This is a genomic window from Falsiroseomonas sp. (assembly GCF_041690465.1).
Lineage (GTDB): Bacteria > Pseudomonadota > Alphaproteobacteria > Acetobacterales > Acetobacteraceae > Falsiroseomonas.
Map to the genome: position 1 here is coordinate 166,751 of NZ_JAWLHG010000009.1, position 17,479 is coordinate 184,229.

At 70.2% G+C, this 17,479-nt stretch carries 16 protein-coding genes; 11 read left to right on the forward strand and 5 right to left on the reverse strand.

The features are described 5' to 3' along the window. Positions 1-13 precede the first annotated feature (13 nt). The gene (locus ACESM1_RS11980; protein ID WP_372620338.1) at positions 14-994 is read right to left on the reverse strand and encodes a Bug family tripartite tricarboxylate transporter substrate binding protein; all 981 of its coding nucleotides are present in this window, start codon (positions 992-994) and stop codon (positions 14-16) included. Positions 995-1,160: 166 nt separating this feature from the next. On the opposite strand from ACESM1_RS11980, the gene ACESM1_RS11985 reads away from it, so the two are divergent. The 3 genes from ACESM1_RS11985 to ACESM1_RS11995 are packed head-to-tail and all read left to right on the forward strand — an operon-like array spanning position 1,161 to position 4,569. Then, positions 1,161-1,961, forward strand: a complete 801-nt coding sequence (locus ACESM1_RS11985; RefSeq protein ID WP_372620340.1) for an HpcH/HpaI aldolase family protein — start codon at positions 1,161-1,163, stop codon at positions 1,959-1,961. 7 nt (positions 1,962-1,968) lie between these two features. Further along, complete coding sequence (locus ACESM1_RS11990; protein ID WP_372620341.1) at positions 1,969-3,063, forward strand: Ldh family oxidoreductase; 1,095 nt, start codon at positions 1,969-1,971, stop codon at positions 3,061-3,063. Between the two features lie 39 nt (positions 3,064-3,102). Beyond that, positions 3,103-4,569, forward strand: a complete 1,467-nt coding sequence (locus ACESM1_RS11995; protein WP_372620343.1) for a protein adenylyltransferase SelO — start codon at positions 3,103-3,105, stop codon at positions 4,567-4,569. Positions 4,570-4,573: 4 nt separating this feature from the next. On the opposite strand, the gene ACESM1_RS12000 is transcribed toward ACESM1_RS11995, so the two are convergent. After that, positions 4,574-5,392, reverse strand: coding sequence for a hypothetical protein (locus tag ACESM1_RS12000; RefSeq protein ID WP_372620344.1), 819 nt, complete (start codon positions 5,390-5,392; stop codon positions 4,574-4,576). 73 nt (positions 5,393-5,465) lie between these two features. Here ACESM1_RS12000 and ACESM1_RS12005 point away from each other — a divergent pair, with 73 nt between their 5' ends. Both ACESM1_RS12005 and ACESM1_RS12010 read left to right on the forward strand, forming a co-directional pair. Continuing rightward, the gene (locus tag ACESM1_RS12005; RefSeq protein WP_372620346.1) at positions 5,466-6,839 is read left to right on the forward strand and encodes an acyclic terpene utilization AtuA family protein; all 1,374 of its coding nucleotides are present in this window, start codon (positions 5,466-5,468) and stop codon (positions 6,837-6,839) included. Between the two features lie 4 nt (positions 6,840-6,843). After that, a complete protein-coding gene (locus ACESM1_RS12010) occupies positions 6,844-7,161 on the forward strand; it encodes a DUF4387 domain-containing protein (RefSeq protein ID WP_372620347.1) in 318 nt (105 codons plus the stop codon). Positions 7,162-7,167: 6 nt separating this feature from the next. Here ACESM1_RS12010 and ACESM1_RS12015 read toward each other — a convergent pair whose 3' ends face one another. Both ACESM1_RS12015 and ACESM1_RS12020 read right to left on the reverse strand, forming a co-directional pair. After that, positions 7,168-8,010 (reverse strand): alpha/beta fold hydrolase, encoded by an 843-nt coding sequence (locus tag ACESM1_RS12015; RefSeq protein WP_372620349.1) that lies wholly within the window; start codon positions 8,008-8,010, stop codon positions 7,168-7,170. Continuing rightward, positions 8,010-9,176: an acyl-CoA dehydrogenase family protein gene (locus ACESM1_RS12020; RefSeq protein WP_372620351.1), complete on the reverse strand. Its 1,167-nt coding sequence runs from the start codon at positions 9,174-9,176 to the stop codon at positions 8,010-8,012. Before ACESM1_RS12020 ends, ACESM1_RS12015 begins: the two co-directional genes overlap by 1 nt. Here ACESM1_RS12020 and ACESM1_RS12025 point away from each other — a divergent pair. Together ACESM1_RS12025 and ACESM1_RS12030 are read left to right on the forward strand one after the other, a co-directional pair. Then, positions 9,175-10,341: an aminotransferase class V-fold PLP-dependent enzyme gene (locus ACESM1_RS12025; RefSeq protein ID WP_372620353.1), complete on the forward strand. Its 1,167-nt coding sequence runs from the start codon at positions 9,175-9,177 to the stop codon at positions 10,339-10,341. The two genes, ACESM1_RS12020 and ACESM1_RS12025, sit on opposite strands and share 2 nt — an antisense overlap. Before the next feature lie 11 nt (positions 10,342-10,352). After that, positions 10,353-11,453, forward strand: a complete 1,101-nt coding sequence (locus tag ACESM1_RS12030; RefSeq protein WP_372620354.1) for a DSD1 family PLP-dependent enzyme — start codon at positions 10,353-10,355, stop codon at positions 11,451-11,453. Between the two features lie 24 nt (positions 11,454-11,477). On the opposite strand, the gene ACESM1_RS12035 is transcribed toward ACESM1_RS12030, so the two are convergent. Then, positions 11,478-12,779 (reverse strand): D-alanyl-D-alanine carboxypeptidase family protein, encoded by a 1,302-nt coding sequence (locus ACESM1_RS12035; RefSeq protein WP_372620356.1) that lies wholly within the window; start codon positions 12,777-12,779, stop codon positions 11,478-11,480. Between the two features lie 370 nt (positions 12,780-13,149). Here ACESM1_RS12035 and ACESM1_RS12040 point away from each other — a divergent pair, with 370 nt between their 5' ends. The 4 genes from ACESM1_RS12040 to ACESM1_RS12055 all read left to right on the forward strand — a co-directional run bounded on the left by ACESM1_RS12040 (position 13,150) and on the right by ACESM1_RS12055 (position 17,329). Continuing rightward, positions 13,150-13,668 (forward strand): phasin family protein, encoded by a 519-nt coding sequence (locus tag ACESM1_RS12040; protein WP_372620358.1) that lies wholly within the window; start codon positions 13,150-13,152, stop codon positions 13,666-13,668. 366 nt (positions 13,669-14,034) lie between these two features. After that, positions 14,035-14,388, forward strand: a complete 354-nt coding sequence (gene clpS, locus ACESM1_RS12045; RefSeq protein ID WP_372620360.1) for an ATP-dependent Clp protease adapter ClpS — start codon at positions 14,035-14,037, stop codon at positions 14,386-14,388. A gap of 148 nt (positions 14,389-14,536) precedes the next feature. Next, positions 14,537-16,888, forward strand: coding sequence for an ATP-dependent Clp protease ATP-binding subunit ClpA (gene clpA / locus ACESM1_RS12050; RefSeq protein ID WP_372620361.1), 2,352 nt, complete (start codon positions 14,537-14,539; stop codon positions 16,886-16,888). Between the two features lie 99 nt (positions 16,889-16,987). Then, positions 16,988-17,329, forward strand: a complete 342-nt coding sequence (locus ACESM1_RS12055) for a carboxymuconolactone decarboxylase family protein (RefSeq protein ID WP_372620363.1) — start codon at positions 16,988-16,990, stop codon at positions 17,327-17,329. Positions 17,330-17,479: the final 150 nt, after the last annotated feature.

Here is a 17,479-nt window from a genome sequence, read left to right on the forward strand (position 1 = left end):
GCTCCCTCCTGGATCACTCGGGGCGGATGCCGGTCTGCGCGACGACACGGCGCCATTTGCCGATCTCGTCCGGCAGTCTGGCCGCAAGAGGGCCGGGGCCGTCGAGGCGGATCACGCCGGCGGCAGCGTCCATGCGGTCCTTCAGCTGGGCATCTTCGCGCAGCAGCGCGAGTTCGGCCACCAGGCGGTCGCGCAGCGGCGCCGGGAAACCCTTCGGGGCGAACATCGAGAAGAAGTTGGGGGCGGCGTAGCCCGGCACCTTTTCGGCGATGGCGGGCACGTCCGGCACCACGGCGACGCGCTGCTCGGTGGTTACGCCCAGCAGCCGCGCGCGACCCTGGCGGACATGCTGCAGCACTTCGATGGAACTGCCGAAGATGAGGTCGATTTCACCGGCGTAGATCGCATTCACCGCCTGCGAAATTCCGCGGTAGGGAATATGGGTCAGCTTGATGTCGGCCATCGAGGCGAACAGCTCGGTGGTCAGGTGGTTGGCCGAGCCGACCCCGCCAGACCCGTAGTTCAACTTCTCCGGATTGGCGCGGGCGAAGGCCAGCAGGTCGTCCAGCGAGCGATGCGGCGAGTCCAGCCGCACCATCAGCCCCGCGGGCAGGTCCACCACGATGCTGAGCGGGTCGAGGTCGCGAACCGGATCGAAGTTCAGGGATGGCCGCAGCACGGGAAGGATCGAGATGGAGGCCGAGATGAACAGCAGCGTGGCGCCATCCGGCGCCGAGCGCGCCACATGCTGCGAGCCGAGCCCTCCGCCTGCGCCGGGGCGGTTCTCCACCACGAAGCTGGCGTCGAGGCGCTGGCCCAGCCGGTCGGCGATGATCCGGGCCGGGATGTCTTGCGGCCCGCCGGCGGCGAAGGGAATGACGATGCGCACCTGGCGGACCGGCCAGGCGCCCTGATGCGGCTGCGCCAGCGCCGGCATGCACGCACCCAGGCCCGAAAGCCCCGCTGCGCCGAGCAGTACCTGCCTGCGATTCATCGTCCTCTCCCCAAGTCTCTTCGCGAGTGCAGCGCCGTAGCCGGCGCGCCGCCCTGGGTTGTAGCAGGCCGCACGGCAGCGCCTAGCTGCTTTCCCGCCACGCCCCCTTGGAGGGCGCGGCATCCCGTCGCAGTCTCCACGTCGAGAACCCTGGAGACGCCCGCCCATGAGCACCGCACAGGCCCTGCCGGAGAACCCGTTGCGCGCCGCCATGCGCGCGGGCGAGCCGGTGTTCGGCATGAGCGTCCGCCTTTCCCGCTCGCCTGACATCGCCCGCGTGGCGCGCGCTTCGGGCCACCATTTCCTCTTCATCGATGCACAGCACGCGGTCTTCAACCCGGAGACCATCGCCACCCTCTGCCAGGCCGCGGCGGCGCTCGGCGTGGTGCCGCTCGTGCGGGTGCGCAGCATTGACGACCCCGATGTTGCGCTGCTGCTCGACAACGGTGCCGGCGGTATCGTCTTCCCCGACGTCAACACGCCGGCGGAGGCGGAGCGTGCGGTGGACCGCTGCCTGTTCCGGCCCAAGGGGCGGCGCTCGGTAGCCGGCGGCTATCCGCATTTCGACTTCCGCGGCGTGCCGGTCGCGCAGGCCAGCGCGGCGCTCAACGCGGCGACGCTGGTCTGCTGCATGGTGGAGACGGCGCAGGGCCTCGACAGCCTGGAGGCCATCGCCGCGGTGCCGGGCGTGGACGTGGTGCATATCGGCGCCAACGACCTGCTGACCTCGCTCGGCAAGCCAGGCCAGTTCGACGATCCCATCCTGGTGGAGGCGATGGACCGTGCCATCGCCGCCACGGCGCGGCATGGGGGCTTCGCCGGCTGCGGCGGCAACCGCGACGTAGCCCGCCAGGCTGCTTCGGTGAAGCGCGGTGTGCGCTTCGTCACCACCCAGGCGGACACCGCCTTTCTCGCCGCTGCGGCCGGGCAATGGACCGCCGGGCTGCGCAAGGCGCTGGAGGCGTAGGGCGACGATGTCCGAGATTCATCTGGTTCCCGCCGAGACCTGCCACGCGCAGATCGTCTCCGTGCTGAGCGCCTGGGGCATGGACCCTGCAACGGTGCAGGTCACCGCCGAGGTGATGGTCGAGACCGACCTGGCCGGCGTGGACAGCCACGGCATCTCCATGCTGATGGACTATGACGGGAGCCGCCGCAAAGGGCGGCTGAACCTGAAGGCGCGGCCGCGGGTGGTGCGCGAAAGCCTGGTCACGGCGCTGGTGGATGCCGATGCGGGCCTCGGCCATCCGGCCTCGGTGATGGCGATGGATCTCGCCATCCTCAAGGCCAAGGCAACCGGCGTCGGCGTCGTGGCGGTGCGCAACTCGCACCATTTCGGTGCCGCCGGGCATTATGCGGCGATGGCGCCGAAGCACGGCCTGCTCGGCCTCGTCACCTCGGCCACGCGCACGATCGGCGTGGTGCCGACGCGCGCGGCGGTCCCGGTGCTCGGCACCAACCCGATCGCCTTCGCCGCGCCGGCGGCGCGCAACCGTCCGTTCCGGCTCGACATGGCAACCAGCACCGTCGCGGCCAACAAGGTCCGCGTCTATGGCCTGCAGGGCAAGACGTTGCCGGCCGGCTGGGTGCTGGATGGGCAGGGCCGCCCGATCACCGATGCCGACGCGGCCTGGGAGGTCATCAAGGAGCAGCCGGAAGGCGGCCTGACGCCAGTCGGCGGCACGGCGGAGATGTCGAGCCACAAGGGCTACGGCCTCGGCATGATGGCGCACATCCTGGGCGGCGTGCTCTCCGGCGCCTCCTTCTCGCCGATCCGCGTGCGCACGCAGCGGCCGCAGGATCCCGACAATATCGGCCACTTCTTCATGGCGCTCGATCCCACGGCGTTCCGGGAGGAAGGGGCATTCGAATCCGACCTCGACGACGCCATCGACGTGCTGCACGCGACACCGCCCGCCGATCCGGCGCTGCCCGTGCTGGTCGCCGGCGACCCCGAGGCGGACTCGCGCGAGCGCCGCCTGCGCGAGGGCATCCCCGTCTCGCCGACGCTGGCCGCCCAGCTGCGCGGCGTGGCCGAGCGCGCCGGGGTGCCCTGCCTGATGCCGTGACGCCTTGCCCCCGGGCATCCGGCACCCGATCTGCGGACCATGCAGATCCCTTTCGACAACACCTATGCGCGCCTGCCGGAGCGCTTCTTCGCGCGCCTCGACCCGACGCCGGTCGGGGCGCCTCGGCTGCTGAAGGTGAACGCCACGCTCGCCCGCACCCTCGGCATCGATCCCGACTGGCTCGCCGGGCCGGAGGGCGTGGAGGTGCTCGCCGGGAATCGCGTGCCGGAAGGCGCCGAGCCGCTCGCGCAGGCCTATGCCGGCCACCAGTTCGGCGGCTTCGTGCCGCAGCTCGGCGACGGCAGGGCGATCCTGCTTGGCGAGGTGGTGGGCGCCGATGGCAGGCGACGCGACATTCAGCTGAAGGGCTCCGGCCGCACGCCCTTCTCACGCGGCGGCGACGGCCGCGCGGCGGTTGGGCCGGTTCTGCGAGAGTATCTAGTCAGCGAGGCGATGGCCGCCCTCGGCATCCCGACCACGCGCACCCTCGGCGCGGTCGCGACGGGGGAGGTGGTGCGGCGCGAGACGGCGCTGCCTGGCGCGGTGCTGGCGCGCGTCGCGGCCAGCCACATCCGCGTCGGCACCTTCCAGTTCTTCGCCGTGCGGCAGGATGTGGAGGGCGTGCGGGTGCTCGCCGACCACGCCATCGCGCGCCACTACCCGGCGGCCGCCGAGGCCGAGGCGCCGTATGCTGCCTTCCTCGATGCGGTGATCGCCGCGCAGGCCGAGCTCATCGCGCGCTGGATGCTGGTGGGCTTCATCCATGGCGTGATGAACACCGACAACTGCACGATCTCCGGCGAGACGATCGACTACGGCCCCTGCGCCTTCATGGATGCCTTCCACCCCGGTACCGTGTTCAGCTCGATCGACCACGGCGGCCGCTATGCCTGGGGCAACCAGCCGCGCATCGCGATGTGGAACCTGACCCGCTTCGCCGAGACTCTGCTGCCCCTGCTGGCCGGCACCGAGGAGGAGGCGATCCCGGGCGCGCAGGAAGCGCTGGGTCGCTTCGCGCCGCGCTTCGAGGCCGCGTGGCTCGGCGGCCTGCTGCGCAAGCTCGGCATCGCGGCGCCTCGTGAGAGCGACGCCGAACTCGCGCAGGACCTGCTGACGCGCATGCAGGAGAACGAGGCCGATTTCACGCTCACCTTCCGCCACCTGGCCGATGCGGCGGCGGACGATGATGCGGCCGTGCGCGCGCAGTTCCGCGACCCGTCGGCCTACGATTCCTGGGCGGAAGGCTGGCGCGCGCGGCTCGCGGAGGAGGCGACGACGCCCGCGCAGCGCCGCGATGCGATGCGCGCGGTGAGCCCCGCTTTCATCCCCCGCAACCACCTGGTCGAGCAGGCCCTGTCCGCAGCGATGGAGCGGGACGACCTCGGCCCCTTCGAGGAACTTCTCACCGTGTTGTCGCGCCCCTTCGACGACCAGCCCGGCCGGGAGCGCTACGCCACGCCGCCGCAGCCTGAGGAACGCGTGCTGGCGACCTTCTGCGGCACCTGAGGCGCTACAACTCCGCCAGCCGGCCCGGCACCGGCAAGGGCTGCGTCACGCCGGCACGGCGCAAGGCGTGCCAGTAGGTGGTCGGGTTGCTCGCCAGCACCGGCTTGCCGAACAGCGTCTCCGCCGCCTGCGCAAGTACCGCGAACGGCAGGTTGGTGCCGACCTGCACGATGGCTTCCACCTCCGGGCCTTCGAGTTCGCGCAAGGCGTCGCGCAGCCGCTGCTCCGGCAGCAGCGCGATGGCGGCCGGGCTCGGTGCGCGCAGCCCGACCAGGCGCACCACCTCGTGCCCCGCCTCCTCGAACAGCCGCCGCGCGGCGGCATCGCCCACCGGCATGAACGGTGTGAGCACCGCGATGCGCGCCGGCCGCCCAAACAGTGCCTGCAGCGCCGCCAGCAGCGAGGAGGAGACGTCGGTTACCGGGCAGCCGAGGCGTTCCTCTGCATCTCGCAGCAGCTTCGCGCCGGCCTCGCCACCGCCGGCGAAGTTCTCCACCATCACCCCGATGGCGCAGTGATCCGGATGGCAGGGCACGAGCGTATCGAGCGCGTCCATCAGCCCCGCCACCATCGCCGCGCGTACCGCCAGCGTGTCGGCGTCCGAGGCCACGGCCTGGTCGCGGTTCGGGATGCGCGCATGGGCGTTGATGACGCCCGCCGGCCGCAGTGCCTCCATCTCCGGTTGTACCGTGATGTTGGTGGCGGGCGCGACCACGCCCATCAGCACTCGGCGCAGGGGATCGGTCATGCGCAACTCCTTCTTGGCAGGGCGCGGCGCCGCGCCGCCGGCAGGACGATCCACCGCGCCGGTGGTGCTGTCCATGGCCGCATGGCAGGCGGCTGGCGGTCAGCGCCGCCACGGCGCATCATGCTGCCGCCATCGACGGAGGAAAGGCATGACCGAGGTCAGGGTGCTGGCTGCAACCGGGATGCTCGGCTCGGGCTTCCTCGAATCCTCCTTCGCCCGCGGGGTGGCGCTGCAACCGCAAGTCATCGCTTGCGATGCCGGCTCCACCGATGGCGGCCCAGCCTATCTCGGCGCCGGAATGCCATTCTTTTCGCCGGAGGCGGTGGGGCGTGACCTGCGGCTGATGCTGCGCGGCGCGCTGCAGCTCGGCGTGCCGATGGTGATCGGCTCCTGCGGCTTTGGCGGCGGCGATGCCGGGCTGGAAGGCGTGCGCGACATCGTGCTCGACATCGCGCGCGAGGAAGGCATGCGGTTTCGCGCCGCCCTGATCCACAGCGAGCAGGACAAGGGCTACCTCAAGCGCCGCCTGGCGGAAGGCCGCATCCTGCCGCTCGATCCGGCGCCCGACCTGGACGAGGGCGTGATCGAGCGCAGCGCGCATATCGTCGGGGCCATGGGCCATGAGCCGATCGCGGCCGCCATCGAGGCCGGCGCGCAGGTGGTGCTGTGCGGTCGCGCCACCGACACCTCGCTCTTCGCGGCCGTGCCGGTGATGCGCGGCGCGGGGGAGGGGCCGGCCTGGCACGCCGCAAAGACGCTGGAATGCGGCACCGCCGCCACCGCCTTCCGCAAGCGCCCGGACAGCATCTTCGCGTGGGTGCGCGACGACCATTTCGATATCGCGCCGCTCGATCCCGATAGCCGCTGCACGCCGCAGAGCATCGCGGCGCATACGCTGTATGAGAACGCCGATCCCTTCCTGATCACCGAGCCATCCGGCACCATCGACACCACCCGGGCCCGCTACGAGGCGCTGGACGACCGCACCGTGCGCGTCACCGGCAGCGCCTTCAACAAGGCGAACCGCACCACCATCAAGCTGGAAGGCGCGGAACTCGCGGGCTACCAGAGCGTGATCGTCGCCGGCGTGCGGGAGCCCTTCATCCTGCGCCAGCTCGACAGCTGGCTGGCGGCCATGCAGTCGCGCTTCGCCGACCGTGTGCAGGAGGTGTTCCGCGGCCGCGTCGCGCCGGGCGACTACGCGATCCGCGTGCGCATCTATGGCCGTGACGGCGTGATGGGCAAGCTGGAGCCGCGCGCGGCGGAGCTCGGACATGAGGTCTGCCTGCTGATCACCGTGACGGCGGCGGACCAGAAGACGGCCAAGGCCATCGCGAAATCCTTCGCGCATTTCGCGCTGCACTTCCCGATCCCCGAATGGGGCGGGCTGATCAGCGGGCTCGCTTTCCCCTTCACGCCATCCGAGATGGACAAGGGGCCGGTCTACCGCTTCACGCTGAACCACATCGTGGTCCCCGACGACCCGCAGGAGATGTTCCGCACCGAGTTGCTGGAGGTCTGACGCCATGCCGATCCTGGGCGACCTTGCCAAGCTGATCCGCTCGAAGAATGCAGGGCCCTTCACGCTCACCTTCGACGTGATGTTCGACGACGAGGCGACCTATCGCCACGTCGTCGCCTCCCGCGTGCTCACGCGCGCGCGTTTCGCCGCGATCTACGGCGTGCCGGAGGAGAAGGTGATGTTCTTCGAGCACGATGCGGCGCGCGCAATCAAGATTTCCATCCCGCGCCCCTATGTGCAGTGCGATCTCGACGACGGCGATGCCTATGGCGGCCAGCAGCACGCGCCGCTGGTGGAACTCGAAGTGCCGGACCCGGCCTGAAGGGCGTCAGGCCGGCACGGCCTGGCCGCCGCTGCGCAGGAAGCGATCCATCACTGCGCCGAAGGCCTCCGGTGCTTCGTACATCGTCCAGTGTCCGGCGTTCGGCACCACCTCTGCCATCGCATCGGGGCGAACCTCGCGCACCGCGGCGATGCGTTCGGGAATGTGGCCGAAAGCCACCTGGTCGCGCTCGCCCCACAGCGCGCAGAGCGGCATGGAAGTGCGCGCCAACGCCTGCTTCAGCATCGTGGCGTTGGCAAAGCCGCGGCTGCGGAACCGCGCGAGGACGGTGTTCCGCTCCTGGATCGCCAGAGCCAGGTCGTCGATGCGCGCCGGGTCGGCGATCATCAGGGAGTGCAGGTTGAAGCGGTGCGCGGCGAGCCGCGCCTCGCCCGCCTTGTCGCGCACTTTCTCGAGCGGCACGGCATTGCGCGGCATGCCGAGCGAGCCCGCGCCCACCAGCATGAGGCTGCGGATGGCGTCGCCGAGCTCCGCCGCCACATGGCCGGCGACATTGGCGCCGAAGGAGAAGCCGACCAGCTCCGCGCGCTGCTCGCCGAGCACCTGGCGCAGGCCCGCGGCGGCAATGCGCGCGCTGTGTGGCGGATCGTGCGGCTCGGGCGGCATGGCGCTGTCGCCGAGGCCGGGCAGGTCGGGCGCGATGACGCAGCGCCGCGGCGCGTGATGCGCAATCTGCTTCACCCAGTGCCGCCAGGATCCGCTGCCGCCGTGCAGCAGCACCAGCGGGCTGCCGGCGCCGGCATTCCACACCCGCCAAACCATGATGCCGTCGCCGCAGGGCGTCTCGATGCGCGTCGCCGCGCGGTCCAACTCGTCGAGGATCTGCATCAGTAGCTCTTCGGCAGACCGAGGACGCGCTCGGCGATGTAGCACAGGACCAGTTGCGGGCTGACCGGCGCGATGCGCGGGATGAAGCTCTCGCGCAGAAGCCGCTCCAGGTGGAATTCCTGCGCGTAGCCATAGCCGCCGAGGGTCATCACCGCGGTATGCGCGGCCTCGAACCCGGCCTCGCCCGCCAGCCATTTCGCGGCGTTCGCCTCGGCGCCGCAGGGCAGGCCGCTGTCGTAGCGCCAGGCAGCCTGCATGGTCATCAGCCGCGCCGCCTCCAGCTTCATCCAGCACGCCGCGAGCGGGTGCTGCACGCCCTGGTTCTGGCCGATCGGGCGGCCGAACACCACGCGCTCCTTCGCGTATCCCGCGGCGCGCGCGATGGCGGCGTGGCCAATGCCGACCGCCTCGGCGGCGACCAGGATCCGCTCCGGGTTCAGCCCGTGCAGAATGTAGTCGAAGCCCTTGCCCTCCTCGCCGATCCGGTCCTCCAGCGGGATCTCCAGCCCGTCGATGAAGAGCTGGTTCGAATCGACGCCGTGGCGGCCCATCTTGGGGATCTCCCGCACCTCGACCTTCGTCCGGTCCAGCGCGGTGTAGAACAGGCTCAGCCCTTCGGAGCGCTTGCGCACCTGCTCGATCGGGGTGGTGCGCGCCAGCAGCAGCACGCGGTCGGCCACCTGCGCGGTGCTGATCCACACCTTCTGCCCATGCACCACGTAGCGGTCGTTCCGACGCTCGGCGAAGGTGCGCAGCTGGGTGGTGTCGAGGCCGGTGTTCGGCTCCGTCACCGCGAAGCACGCTTTCTCCCGCCCTGCGATCAGGGGGGGAAGCATGCGAGCCTTCTGCTCGGGCGTGCCGAACACCACCACCGGCATCGGGCCGAAGATGTTCATGTGCACGGCGGAGGCGCCGGTCATCCCGGCGCCGGATTCGGCGATCGCCTGCATCATCACCGCCGCCTCGGCCACGCCGAGCCCGGCGCCGCCCACTTCCTCCGGCATGCAGATGCCGAGCCAGCCTTCCGCCGCCATCGCCTGGTGGAATTCGTGCGGGAAGCGGTGCCCCTTGTCCGCCTCCAGCCAATAGGCATCGCCGAAGCGGGCGCAGAGCCGTTCGATCGCCTCCCGCACGGAACACTGGGTGTCGGTTTCGCGAAAATCCATGCCCGCCTGTTTCCTCTGCCCCGACCGTGCCAGTCTGGCGGCCGAACGCAACCCCGCGAGACACGCCGTGCCGCTGTTCGACCCTGCCGCCTTCCGCATACCGCCCGGCGCCGTGCATGTCTGCGCCGGCGGCGAGACGCCGGTGCTGCGCACCCAGGCCGCGGCGCTCGAACGCCACGCCGAGGACAAGTCCATTGGCCCGGCCAGCCGCCCGCGCCTGGACGACGAGGCCGATCGGCTGCGCGCCCGGCTCGCCGCCTTCTGGTCGGTAGGGGCAGAGGAGATCGGCCTCGTCTCCTCGGTCGCCGAGGGCATGTCCATCCTCGTTGAGAGCCTGGACTGGAAGCCGGGCGACAATGTCGTGCTCGCCGGCGACGAGTACCCCTCGGTCGTCGCCCCGCTGGCGCTGCGGCGCGGCGTGGCGCTGCGCTTCGCTGACATGATGGACCCGGCCGCGGTGGCGGCGGCCGTGGATGCGCGGACGCGGATGATCGCCGTCAGCGCCGTCTCGATGGTGGACGGCAGGCGCCACGACCTGCCGGCGCTGCGCGGAGTGGCCGATGGTGCGGGCGCGATGCTGGTGGTGGATTTCACCCAGGCCAGCGGGTGGCTGCCGATCGAGGCCGCCGTCACAGATTTCGCCTTCTCCGCCTGCTACAAATGGATGCTCGGGATAACCGGGATCGCGGTGGCCTACTGGAACCGTGCGCGCCAGCCGGCCTGGGCGCCGGCGACGGCGGGGTGGTATTCCGTCGTCATGGCGGGGCGGCCGGACTACGCGCAGCCGCTCGCGTTGCGCCCGGACGCCAGGCGCTTCACCCGCGGCAATCCGTGCCATGCCGGCGTCTATGCCATGCACGCCGCGATGGATGTCCTGGAAGCCTACCCGCGTGGCGCGGTGCAGCGGCACGTGCAGGGGCTGACCGTCGCTCTGCTGGACCGGCTCGCCGCCGCCGGCATCGCCTCCACCACGCCGCACGACGCTGCGCGGCACGGCGCGAATGTCTGCATCGCGCATGAGCGCGCCGCCGCCATCGTGGAGGCCATGGCATCACGCGGCGTGCTCGCCTGGAACGGCCGTGGCCGGGTGCGCTTCAGTTTCCACGGCTACAACGACATGGCAGAGCTCGACCGCATCATGGATGCGTTGCGCGCCAGCCTCTGAGGGACCATCCGATGCTGCAGCACCCGCCCGCCGAACCCGGCATGCGCGAGGAGGAGATCGACACCCCCGCGCTGGTGCTCGACCTCGACGCCTTCGAGCACAACCTCGACACCATGGCCGCGCTCCTGGCGCCGACCGGCACGAAGCTGCGGGCGCACGCCAAGACCCATAAATCGGCGGTCGTTGCCCTCGCCCAGATGCGCCGCGGCGCGGTTGGGCAATGCGTGCAGAAGGTGGCGGAGGCCGAGGCACTCGCCTGGGGCGGCGTGCCGGACATCCTGGTCAGCAACGAGGTGATCGCGCCGCGCAAGCTGGCCCGGCTCGCGGCGCTGTCCAGCATCGCGAAGGTCGCGGTCTGCGTGGACGACGCCGCCGGCATCGCCGCGGTCGAACAGGCCGCCGAGGCCGCCGGCATCCGCATGACCACGCTGGTCGAGATCGACATCGGCGGCGGCCGCTGCGGCGTGGAGCCGGGCCCGCCCGCTGTCGCGCTCGCCGAGCGCATCGCCGCCAGCCCGCACCTGATCTTCGGTGGGCTGCAGGCCTATCACGGCAGCGCGCAGCACCGCCGCACGCCCGAGGAACGCCACGCCGCCATCGCCTTCGCCGCCGAGGGCACGCGGCGCACGGTGGAGCAGTGTCGCCAGCGCGGCCTCGAATGCGCCATCGTCGGCGGTGCCGGCACCGGCACCTTCGCGCTGGAGGCTGCGAGCGGCGTCTGGACCGAGATCCAGGCGGGCTCCTATGCCTTCATGGATGCCGACTACGGCCGCAACCAGGATCCGCCGCCCTTCCGGCACGCGCTCTTCGTGCTGGCGCAGGTGATGAGCGCGCCGCGGCCGGGCATCGCGGTGGTGGATGCCGGGCACAAGGCGGTCGCGGTGGATTCCGGCCTGCCGCTGGTCCACGGCTTCCCCGGCACCCTCTACACCGGCGCCTCGGATGAGCATGGCACGCTGAAAGGCGAGGGGCTGCCGCGACTCGGCGAGAAGGTGCGGCTCATCCCCGGCCACTGCGACCCGACCGTGGACCGCTACGACTGGTATGTCGGTGTCCGGAAGGGGCGGGTGGAGTGCCTCTGGCCGATCGCGGCGCGCGGCGGCATGGCCTGAGCAGGCCTGCGCCGCGCGGCGGCGTCAGTTCAGCGTGGCCGCCCGAACCGGTGTGGTCGCGCGGGGCACCGGCGCGGGCAGGGGGCCTCCCGACCCTTGGCCACGTCCGGCCGCGAGTGCGCTGCGCGTCGGGGCCGCGGGCGCCCGGCGTGCGGTGGCCGGGCGAGCCGGCGTGTTGCGCGTGGCCGTGCTCCGCGTGGTGCGTGCCGGCGCAGTCCGGCGCGTGGCGGCGCTGCGGGACCGCGCCGTCGTCGTGCGCGCCGATGCCGCGCGGCGGGACGCGGTGGCGCGCGCCGGTTGGGCGGCCGGGCGCCGTGCCCTCTGCGTCGTGGCAGCCGGCCGCGAGGTGACCTGTTGCCGCGTCTGGGCCGCCCGCCGCGGTGTCTGCCGGGCTGAGCGGGTCGCCCGGCTGGTGGGGCTGGCGGCCGCGGCGCGCGGCAGCGCCGCCGCCGCCGCGCTACGCACCAGGATCGGCCGGGCGGCGGCGGTATGGGTGACGCCGAGCTGGTTGAAGCCGCGGTCGAGCAGGGTCGCCATGTGGCCGTCCCGCTCCGACCAGGAGCTGCCGCCGAACACCGCGCCAACCAGGCGCTGCCCGCCGCGGCTGGCGCTCGTCACGATGTTGAAGCCGCTGGCATTGATGTAGCCGGTCTTGATCCCGTCCACGCCCTCGTAGGATTCCAGCATCCGGTTGTGGTTGCGGATGCGGACGCCGCCGAACTGGGCATGGGTGATGCCGAAATAATGGTAGCGGTCCGGGAAATCCTGGAACAGGCGCAGGCCGAGGGTGGCCATGTCGCGCGCGGTGGTGATCTGCTCGGCATCCGGCAGGCCGGATGCGTTGCGGAAGGTGGTTCGGGCCATCCCGAGCCCGCGGGCGCGCAGCGTCATCATCTGCGCGAAGCGGGCCTCCGACCCGCCGAGGCGCTCGCCGACCGCGGTCGCGACGTCATTCGCCGAGCGGGTGACCAGGGCCAGGATCGCCTGCTCGACCGAAATGGACTGTCCCGCCGGCACGCCCAGCTTGGAGGGGGGGCGGGAGGCCGCCTCGGCCGAGATCGGCACGCGGGAGTTCAGCGTCAGGCGCCCATCCCGCAGCGCCTCGAACACCATGTAGAGGGTCATCATCTTGGTCAGCGACGCCGGGTGCCGCGTGTCGTCCGCATTGGCGGCGACCAGCACGCGGCCGCTGCCGTGGTCCAGCACGATGGCGGCGTAGCGTTCACTGCCGATCTGGGCACGTGCCTGGCCAGCCAGCCCGAGCAACGCAGTTGCGAGCGTGACACAGGCAACCAGCCCTGCACGCGTGGCGAGCCCGAACCGCATCGGCAATCATCCCCCCCGGGCGACACCCCCCGGTGCCGCGCCAGCCACCTCAAACCTATTGAATACAGGCCCCCTTTGTCGAGAGAACAGTGCTGGAACAATATGTAAAGGCAGAGGCTTGCGGCGCACTGCTCAAACACCGTCGCACGCAGCCCGCCGCCTCGCTGTCCGGGGCAGCTTCCCGGCCACGGAAGCGCGCGGGATAGTGAGAATCTGCTTATGCTGCGCTGCAAAAAAACACTTGCGATGGCAACGCGGACAAGGCTAGAAGCCTCGCGTGCTGCGGTGCAGCAAAAGTCCAAGGGGCCGGGTCTTCGGCTCCCGGTGGCCCTTCGGGGCGCGCCGTCACGGCAGTTGAAGGAGCACTCGGATGGCCTCGGAGACGAAGGAAAGCAAGCGGGCGGTCACGCTGGTCGAGACCACGGCGACCGCCCAGGGCGCTCAGGCGAAGAAGTTTGTGGAAGACGGCGCCACCCAGGCGCGTGCGGCGATGGAGCAGGGCATGGAACAGGTGACGAAGACGGCCGAGGGTTTCTTCAAGGCGGCCGAGGAAGCAGCGGAATTCAGCCGCGGCAACATGGAAGCGATGACGAAGACGGCTCAGCTGTTCGCCGTCGGCTTCCAGGACATCGGCAAGCAGGTCTTCGCCGTGAGCCAGGCGCTGACCGACCACGCGCTCGAGAGCGCCAAGGCAATGGCCTCCGTGAAGAGCCTGAAGGAAGCCGCCGACATCCAGGCCGCCTTCGCCAAGGCTTCCATGGAGCGCTCGATGAGCGAGGCCGCGAAGCTGCAGGAGGCGACCTTCCGCCTCGCCGAGACGGCCTACGCGCCGCTCACCGCCCGCATGACGCTGGCGGTCGAGAAGCTCGGCAAGCCGCTCGCGGCCTGACCACCGCCGCTCCGGCGGCAGAAATCCGGTCGCCGGGCACCCATGCGGTCCCGGCGACCCTCGCGAGGGGGCCCGCCCGCCCGTCCTTTCCGCCTGGTGCGGATCGGGCGGCCCGGACGGGCCCCTTATCCGTTGCGTGATTGCAACCGGATTACGGGACCGGACGGCCCTTTTGGCAAGCTTCCGGTCACCTTACTTGCGGATCATCGCGTCAAGCCCTTCACTCAGGCCCCGGCGCTCCGATATCTTGTGCCGAGCCCCGCCGCGGCGGACGGGGATAACAGCACGGCGCTGACCGGGCCATCGGGCCGGCCGGCGCAATCCGGCTTCCAGAACAGGCGATCAAGGCGCGCGACCAAGGCAGGCATGAGCGACAGCGACAAGCGGAACGGCCAGGGCAGCGGCTCCGGCAACGGGACGGAGGGCCCCAACACCGGCGTGGTGGTGAAGGCCCGGCCGCGTACCCGCAAGCCGTCCATGTACAAGGTCCTGATGCTGAACGATGACTACACGCCGATGGAGTTCGTCGTGCATGTCCTCGAGCGGTTCTTCAGCAAGAGCCGCGAGGAGGCGACGCGCATTATGCTGCACGTCCACCGCCGGGGCGTGGGCGTGTGCGGCGTCTATACGTACGAGGTCGCCGAGCACAAGGTGACCCAGGTGATGGACCTGGCGCGGCAGAACCAACATCCGCTCCAATGCACCATCGAAAAGGAATGACGGCCCTCTCATCCCGGGCCGTCGACCGCCCCACCTTCATGAAGGGCGGCACCTCTGTCGCAAGGGGGGGGGAGTGACCACATTGAGGGCAACCGCAGCAGGGACGCCCCGTTGAGCGCCTTGCCACCCGATAGGGAGCGTCAAGCCAATGCTGTCCCGTAACCTCGAGCAGACGCTCCACCGCGCCCTCGGCCTCGCGAACGAGCGTCGGCACGAGTATGCCACCCTGGAGCATCTTCTTCTCGCCCTCGCTGACGACGTGGACGCAGCCACCGTGCTGCGTGCCTGCGGGGTGGATGCCGAGAAGCTGAAGCGCGACCTGTCCGAGTTCCTCGACAAGGACCTGGCCGGCCTGGTCTCCGACCGCGCCGGCGACGCCAAGCCGACCGCCGGCTTCCAGCGCGTGGTCCAGCGCGCCGCCATCCATGTCCAGTCCTCGGGCCGCGACGAGGTGACCGGTGCGAACGTGCTGGTCGCCCTGTTCTCGGAACGGGAGAGCCACGCGGTCTATTTCCTGCAGTTGCAGGACATGACCCGGCTGGATGCGGTGAACTTCATCAGCCATGGCATCGCCAAGGCGCCCGGCCGCAGCGCGGCGCGGCCCGTGCAGGGCACGCCCACGTCCAGCTCCGAGGAGCAGCCGGAGAAGGAGGAGAAGCCGCAGCGCGGGCAGCGCGGGCAGGACGCGCTCTCCAACTACTGCGTCAACCTCAACAAGAAGGCGCAGCAGGGCAAGATCGATCCGCTGATCGGTCGCGACAGCGAGATCGAGCGGACCATCCAGATCCTCTGCCGCCGCACCAAGAACAACCCGCTCTACGTGGGCGATCCCGGCGTGGGCAAGACCGCCATCGCTGAGGGTCTGGCCAAGCGCATCGTCGAGGGCGACGTGCCCGAGGTCCTGCTCAAGTCCACCATCTTCGCGCTCGACATGGGCAGCCTGCTCGCCGGCACCCGCTATCGCGGCGATTTCGAGGAGCGGCTGAAGGCGGTGGTGAACGAGCTGGAGAACCAGCCCGGCTCCATCCTCTTCATCGACGAGATCCATACCGTCATCGGTGCGGGCGCGACCAGCGGCGGGGCGATGGATGCGTCGAACCTGCTGAAGCCGGCGCTGGCGCAGGGCACGCTGCGGTGCATCGGCTCGACCACCTACAAGGAATACCGCAACTACTTCGAGAAGGACCGCGCACTGGTCCGCCGTTTCCAGAAGATCGACGTCAACGAGCCGACGGTCGAGGACGCGGTGAAGATCCTGCAGGGGCTCAAGACCAACTACGAGAAGCACCACAAGGTCCGCTATACGCCGGAAGCCATCAAGGCGGCGGTGGAGCTCAGTGCCAAGTACATCCATGACCGCAAGCTGCCGGACAAGGCGATCGACGTGATCGACGAGGTCGGCGCCTCGCGCATGCTGCTGCCGGAGAACAAGCGCCGGAAGACCGTCACGCTGAAGGATGTGGAGGAGATCGTTGCGAAGATCGCACGCATTCCCCCCAAGAGCGTCAGTGCCGACGACAAGGAGGTGCTGAAGAATCTGGAGCGCGACCTGAAGGCTATGGTGTTCGGCCAGGACAAGGCGATCGAGGCGCTGTCGGCCGCGATCAAGCTGTCCCGTGCGGGCCTGCGGGATCCGGAGAAGCCGATCGGCAACTACCTGTTCTCCGGCCCGACAGGCGTCGGCAAGACCGAGGTGGCGAAACAGCTTTCCAAGACCCTCGGCATCGAGCTGGTGCGCTTCGACATGAGCGAATACATGGAGCGCCACAGCGTCAGCCGGCTGATCGGCGCGCCGCCCGGCTATGTCGGCTTCGACCAGGGCGGCCTGCTGACCGACAGCATCGACCAGCATCCGCATTGCGTGCTGCTGCTCGACGAGATCGAGAAGGCGCACCAGGATCTCTACAACATCCTGCTGCAGGTGATGGACCACGGGAAGCTCACCGACCATAACGGAAAGACGGTGGATTTCCGCAACGTCATCCTGATCATGACGACCAATGCGGGCGCAGCCGACATGGCCAAGCCGGCGATCGGCTTCGGTGCCTCGGTCCGCGTCGGCGAGGATCAGGAGGCGATCCAGCGGATGTTCACGCCGGAATTCCGCAATCGGCTCGACGCCGTTATCGCCTTCGCCGGCCTTGGCGCGGAGATCGTCGCCCGGGTCGTGGACAAGTTCGTCATGCAGCTGGAGGCGCAGCTCGCCGACCGCAACGTGACGATCGAGCTGTCCAGCGCAGCGCGGGAATGGCTGGCGGAGAAGGGGTACGACCCGCTCTACGGCGCGCGTCCGCTGGCCCGCGTGATCCAGGAGTACATCAAGAAGCCGCTCGCGGAGGAGTTGCTGTTCGGCCGCTTGGCGAAGGGTGGTGCGGTGAAGGTCGGGTTGAAGGACGGCGCGCTGTCCTTCGACTACATCGAAGCGGCACCGCCGGCGCTGCCCAAGCCAGAGGAGGGCGAAGGCGACCAGCCGGAGCGCGAGCCGGAAACCGCCGAGTAGGTCTCTGCCGGCTGCACTGTCCATGTTACGGAGGCGTCGCCCGGTGCGGGCGGCGCCTTTCGCGTGTGAAGGGGGATGGGGATGACGACCGATACGCGGATCGAGGACTGGGACGAGTACAACGGCGCGCTACGCGAGCGCGGCAAGGAGTTCTCGGCGCTGCACCCCGAGCTCATCAAGGGTTTCGGCGCGCTCAGCCGCGGCGCTGCGACGACCAGGCATCTCGACGCCAAGACCCGCGAATTCATCGCCCTGGCCGTGGCGGTGACGACCAAATGCCAGGGCTGCATCGATGCCCATGCGCGCAAGGCCAAGGCAGCAGGAGCCACCAAGGCGGAGATCGCCGAGGCGCTCGGCGTGGCGGTGGCGCTGAACGCCGGTGCGGCGCTGACCTATTCTTTCCACGTCATGGACGCGCTCGACGGAGCTGGCGAGGGATAGTGTCTGCGGCCAGGCGGACGCTGGCGGGTCGGCGACTTCCCCGCCGGATGGCCTAGGTCCTGTGGACTCTCAGGATTCCCCATTTGATTGAGGCATGATTCAAGGCTGTTCTGTGCGATGGGGGCGGCCTTGGCGGTGCTGGATCGGCTC

Bases quoted from the DNA above. Each gene is read 5' to 3' on its own strand.
- ACESM1_RS11980 (WP_372620338.1), bottom strand. From the start codon at position 994: ATGAATCGCAGGCAGGTACTGCTCGGCGCAGCGGGGCTTTCGGGCCTG.
- ACESM1_RS11985 (WP_372620340.1), top strand. From the start codon at position 1,161: ATGAGCACCGCACAGGCCCTGCCGGAGAACCCGTTGCGCGCCGCCATG.
- ACESM1_RS11990 (WP_372620341.1), top strand. From the start codon at position 1,969: ATGTCCGAGATTCATCTGGTTCCCGCCGAGACCTGCCACGCGCAGATC.
- ACESM1_RS11995 (WP_372620343.1), top strand. From the start codon at position 3,103: ATGCAGATCCCTTTCGACAACACCTATGCGCGCCTGCCGGAGCGCTTC.
- ACESM1_RS12000 (WP_372620344.1), bottom strand. From the start codon at position 5,392: ATGGACAGCACCACCGGCGCGGTGGATCGTCCTGCCGGCGGCGCGGCG.
- ACESM1_RS12005 (WP_372620346.1), top strand. From the start codon at position 5,466: ATGACCGAGGTCAGGGTGCTGGCTGCAACCGGGATGCTCGGCTCGGGC.
- ACESM1_RS12010 (WP_372620347.1), top strand. From the start codon at position 6,844: ATGCCGATCCTGGGCGACCTTGCCAAGCTGATCCGCTCGAAGAATGCA.
- ACESM1_RS12015 (WP_372620349.1), bottom strand. From the start codon at position 8,010: ATGCAGATCCTCGACGAGTTGGACCGCGCGGCGACGCGCATCGAGACG.
- ACESM1_RS12025 (WP_372620353.1), top strand. From the start codon at position 9,175: ATGCCCGCCTGTTTCCTCTGCCCCGACCGTGCCAGTCTGGCGGCCGAA.
- ACESM1_RS12020 (WP_372620351.1), bottom strand. From the start codon at position 9,176: ATGGATTTTCGCGAAACCGACACCCAGTGTTCCGTGCGGGAGGCGATC.
- ACESM1_RS12030 (WP_372620354.1), top strand. From the start codon at position 10,353: ATGCTGCAGCACCCGCCCGCCGAACCCGGCATGCGCGAGGAGGAGATC.
- ACESM1_RS12035 (WP_372620356.1), bottom strand. From the start codon at position 12,779: ATGCGGTTCGGGCTCGCCACGCGTGCAGGGCTGGTTGCCTGTGTCACG.
- ACESM1_RS12040 (WP_372620358.1), top strand. From the start codon at position 13,150: ATGGCCTCGGAGACGAAGGAAAGCAAGCGGGCGGTCACGCTGGTCGAG.
- clpS (WP_372620360.1), top strand. From the start codon at position 14,035: ATGAGCGACAGCGACAAGCGGAACGGCCAGGGCAGCGGCTCCGGCAAC.
- clpA (WP_372620361.1), top strand. From the start codon at position 14,537: ATGCTGTCCCGTAACCTCGAGCAGACGCTCCACCGCGCCCTCGGCCTC.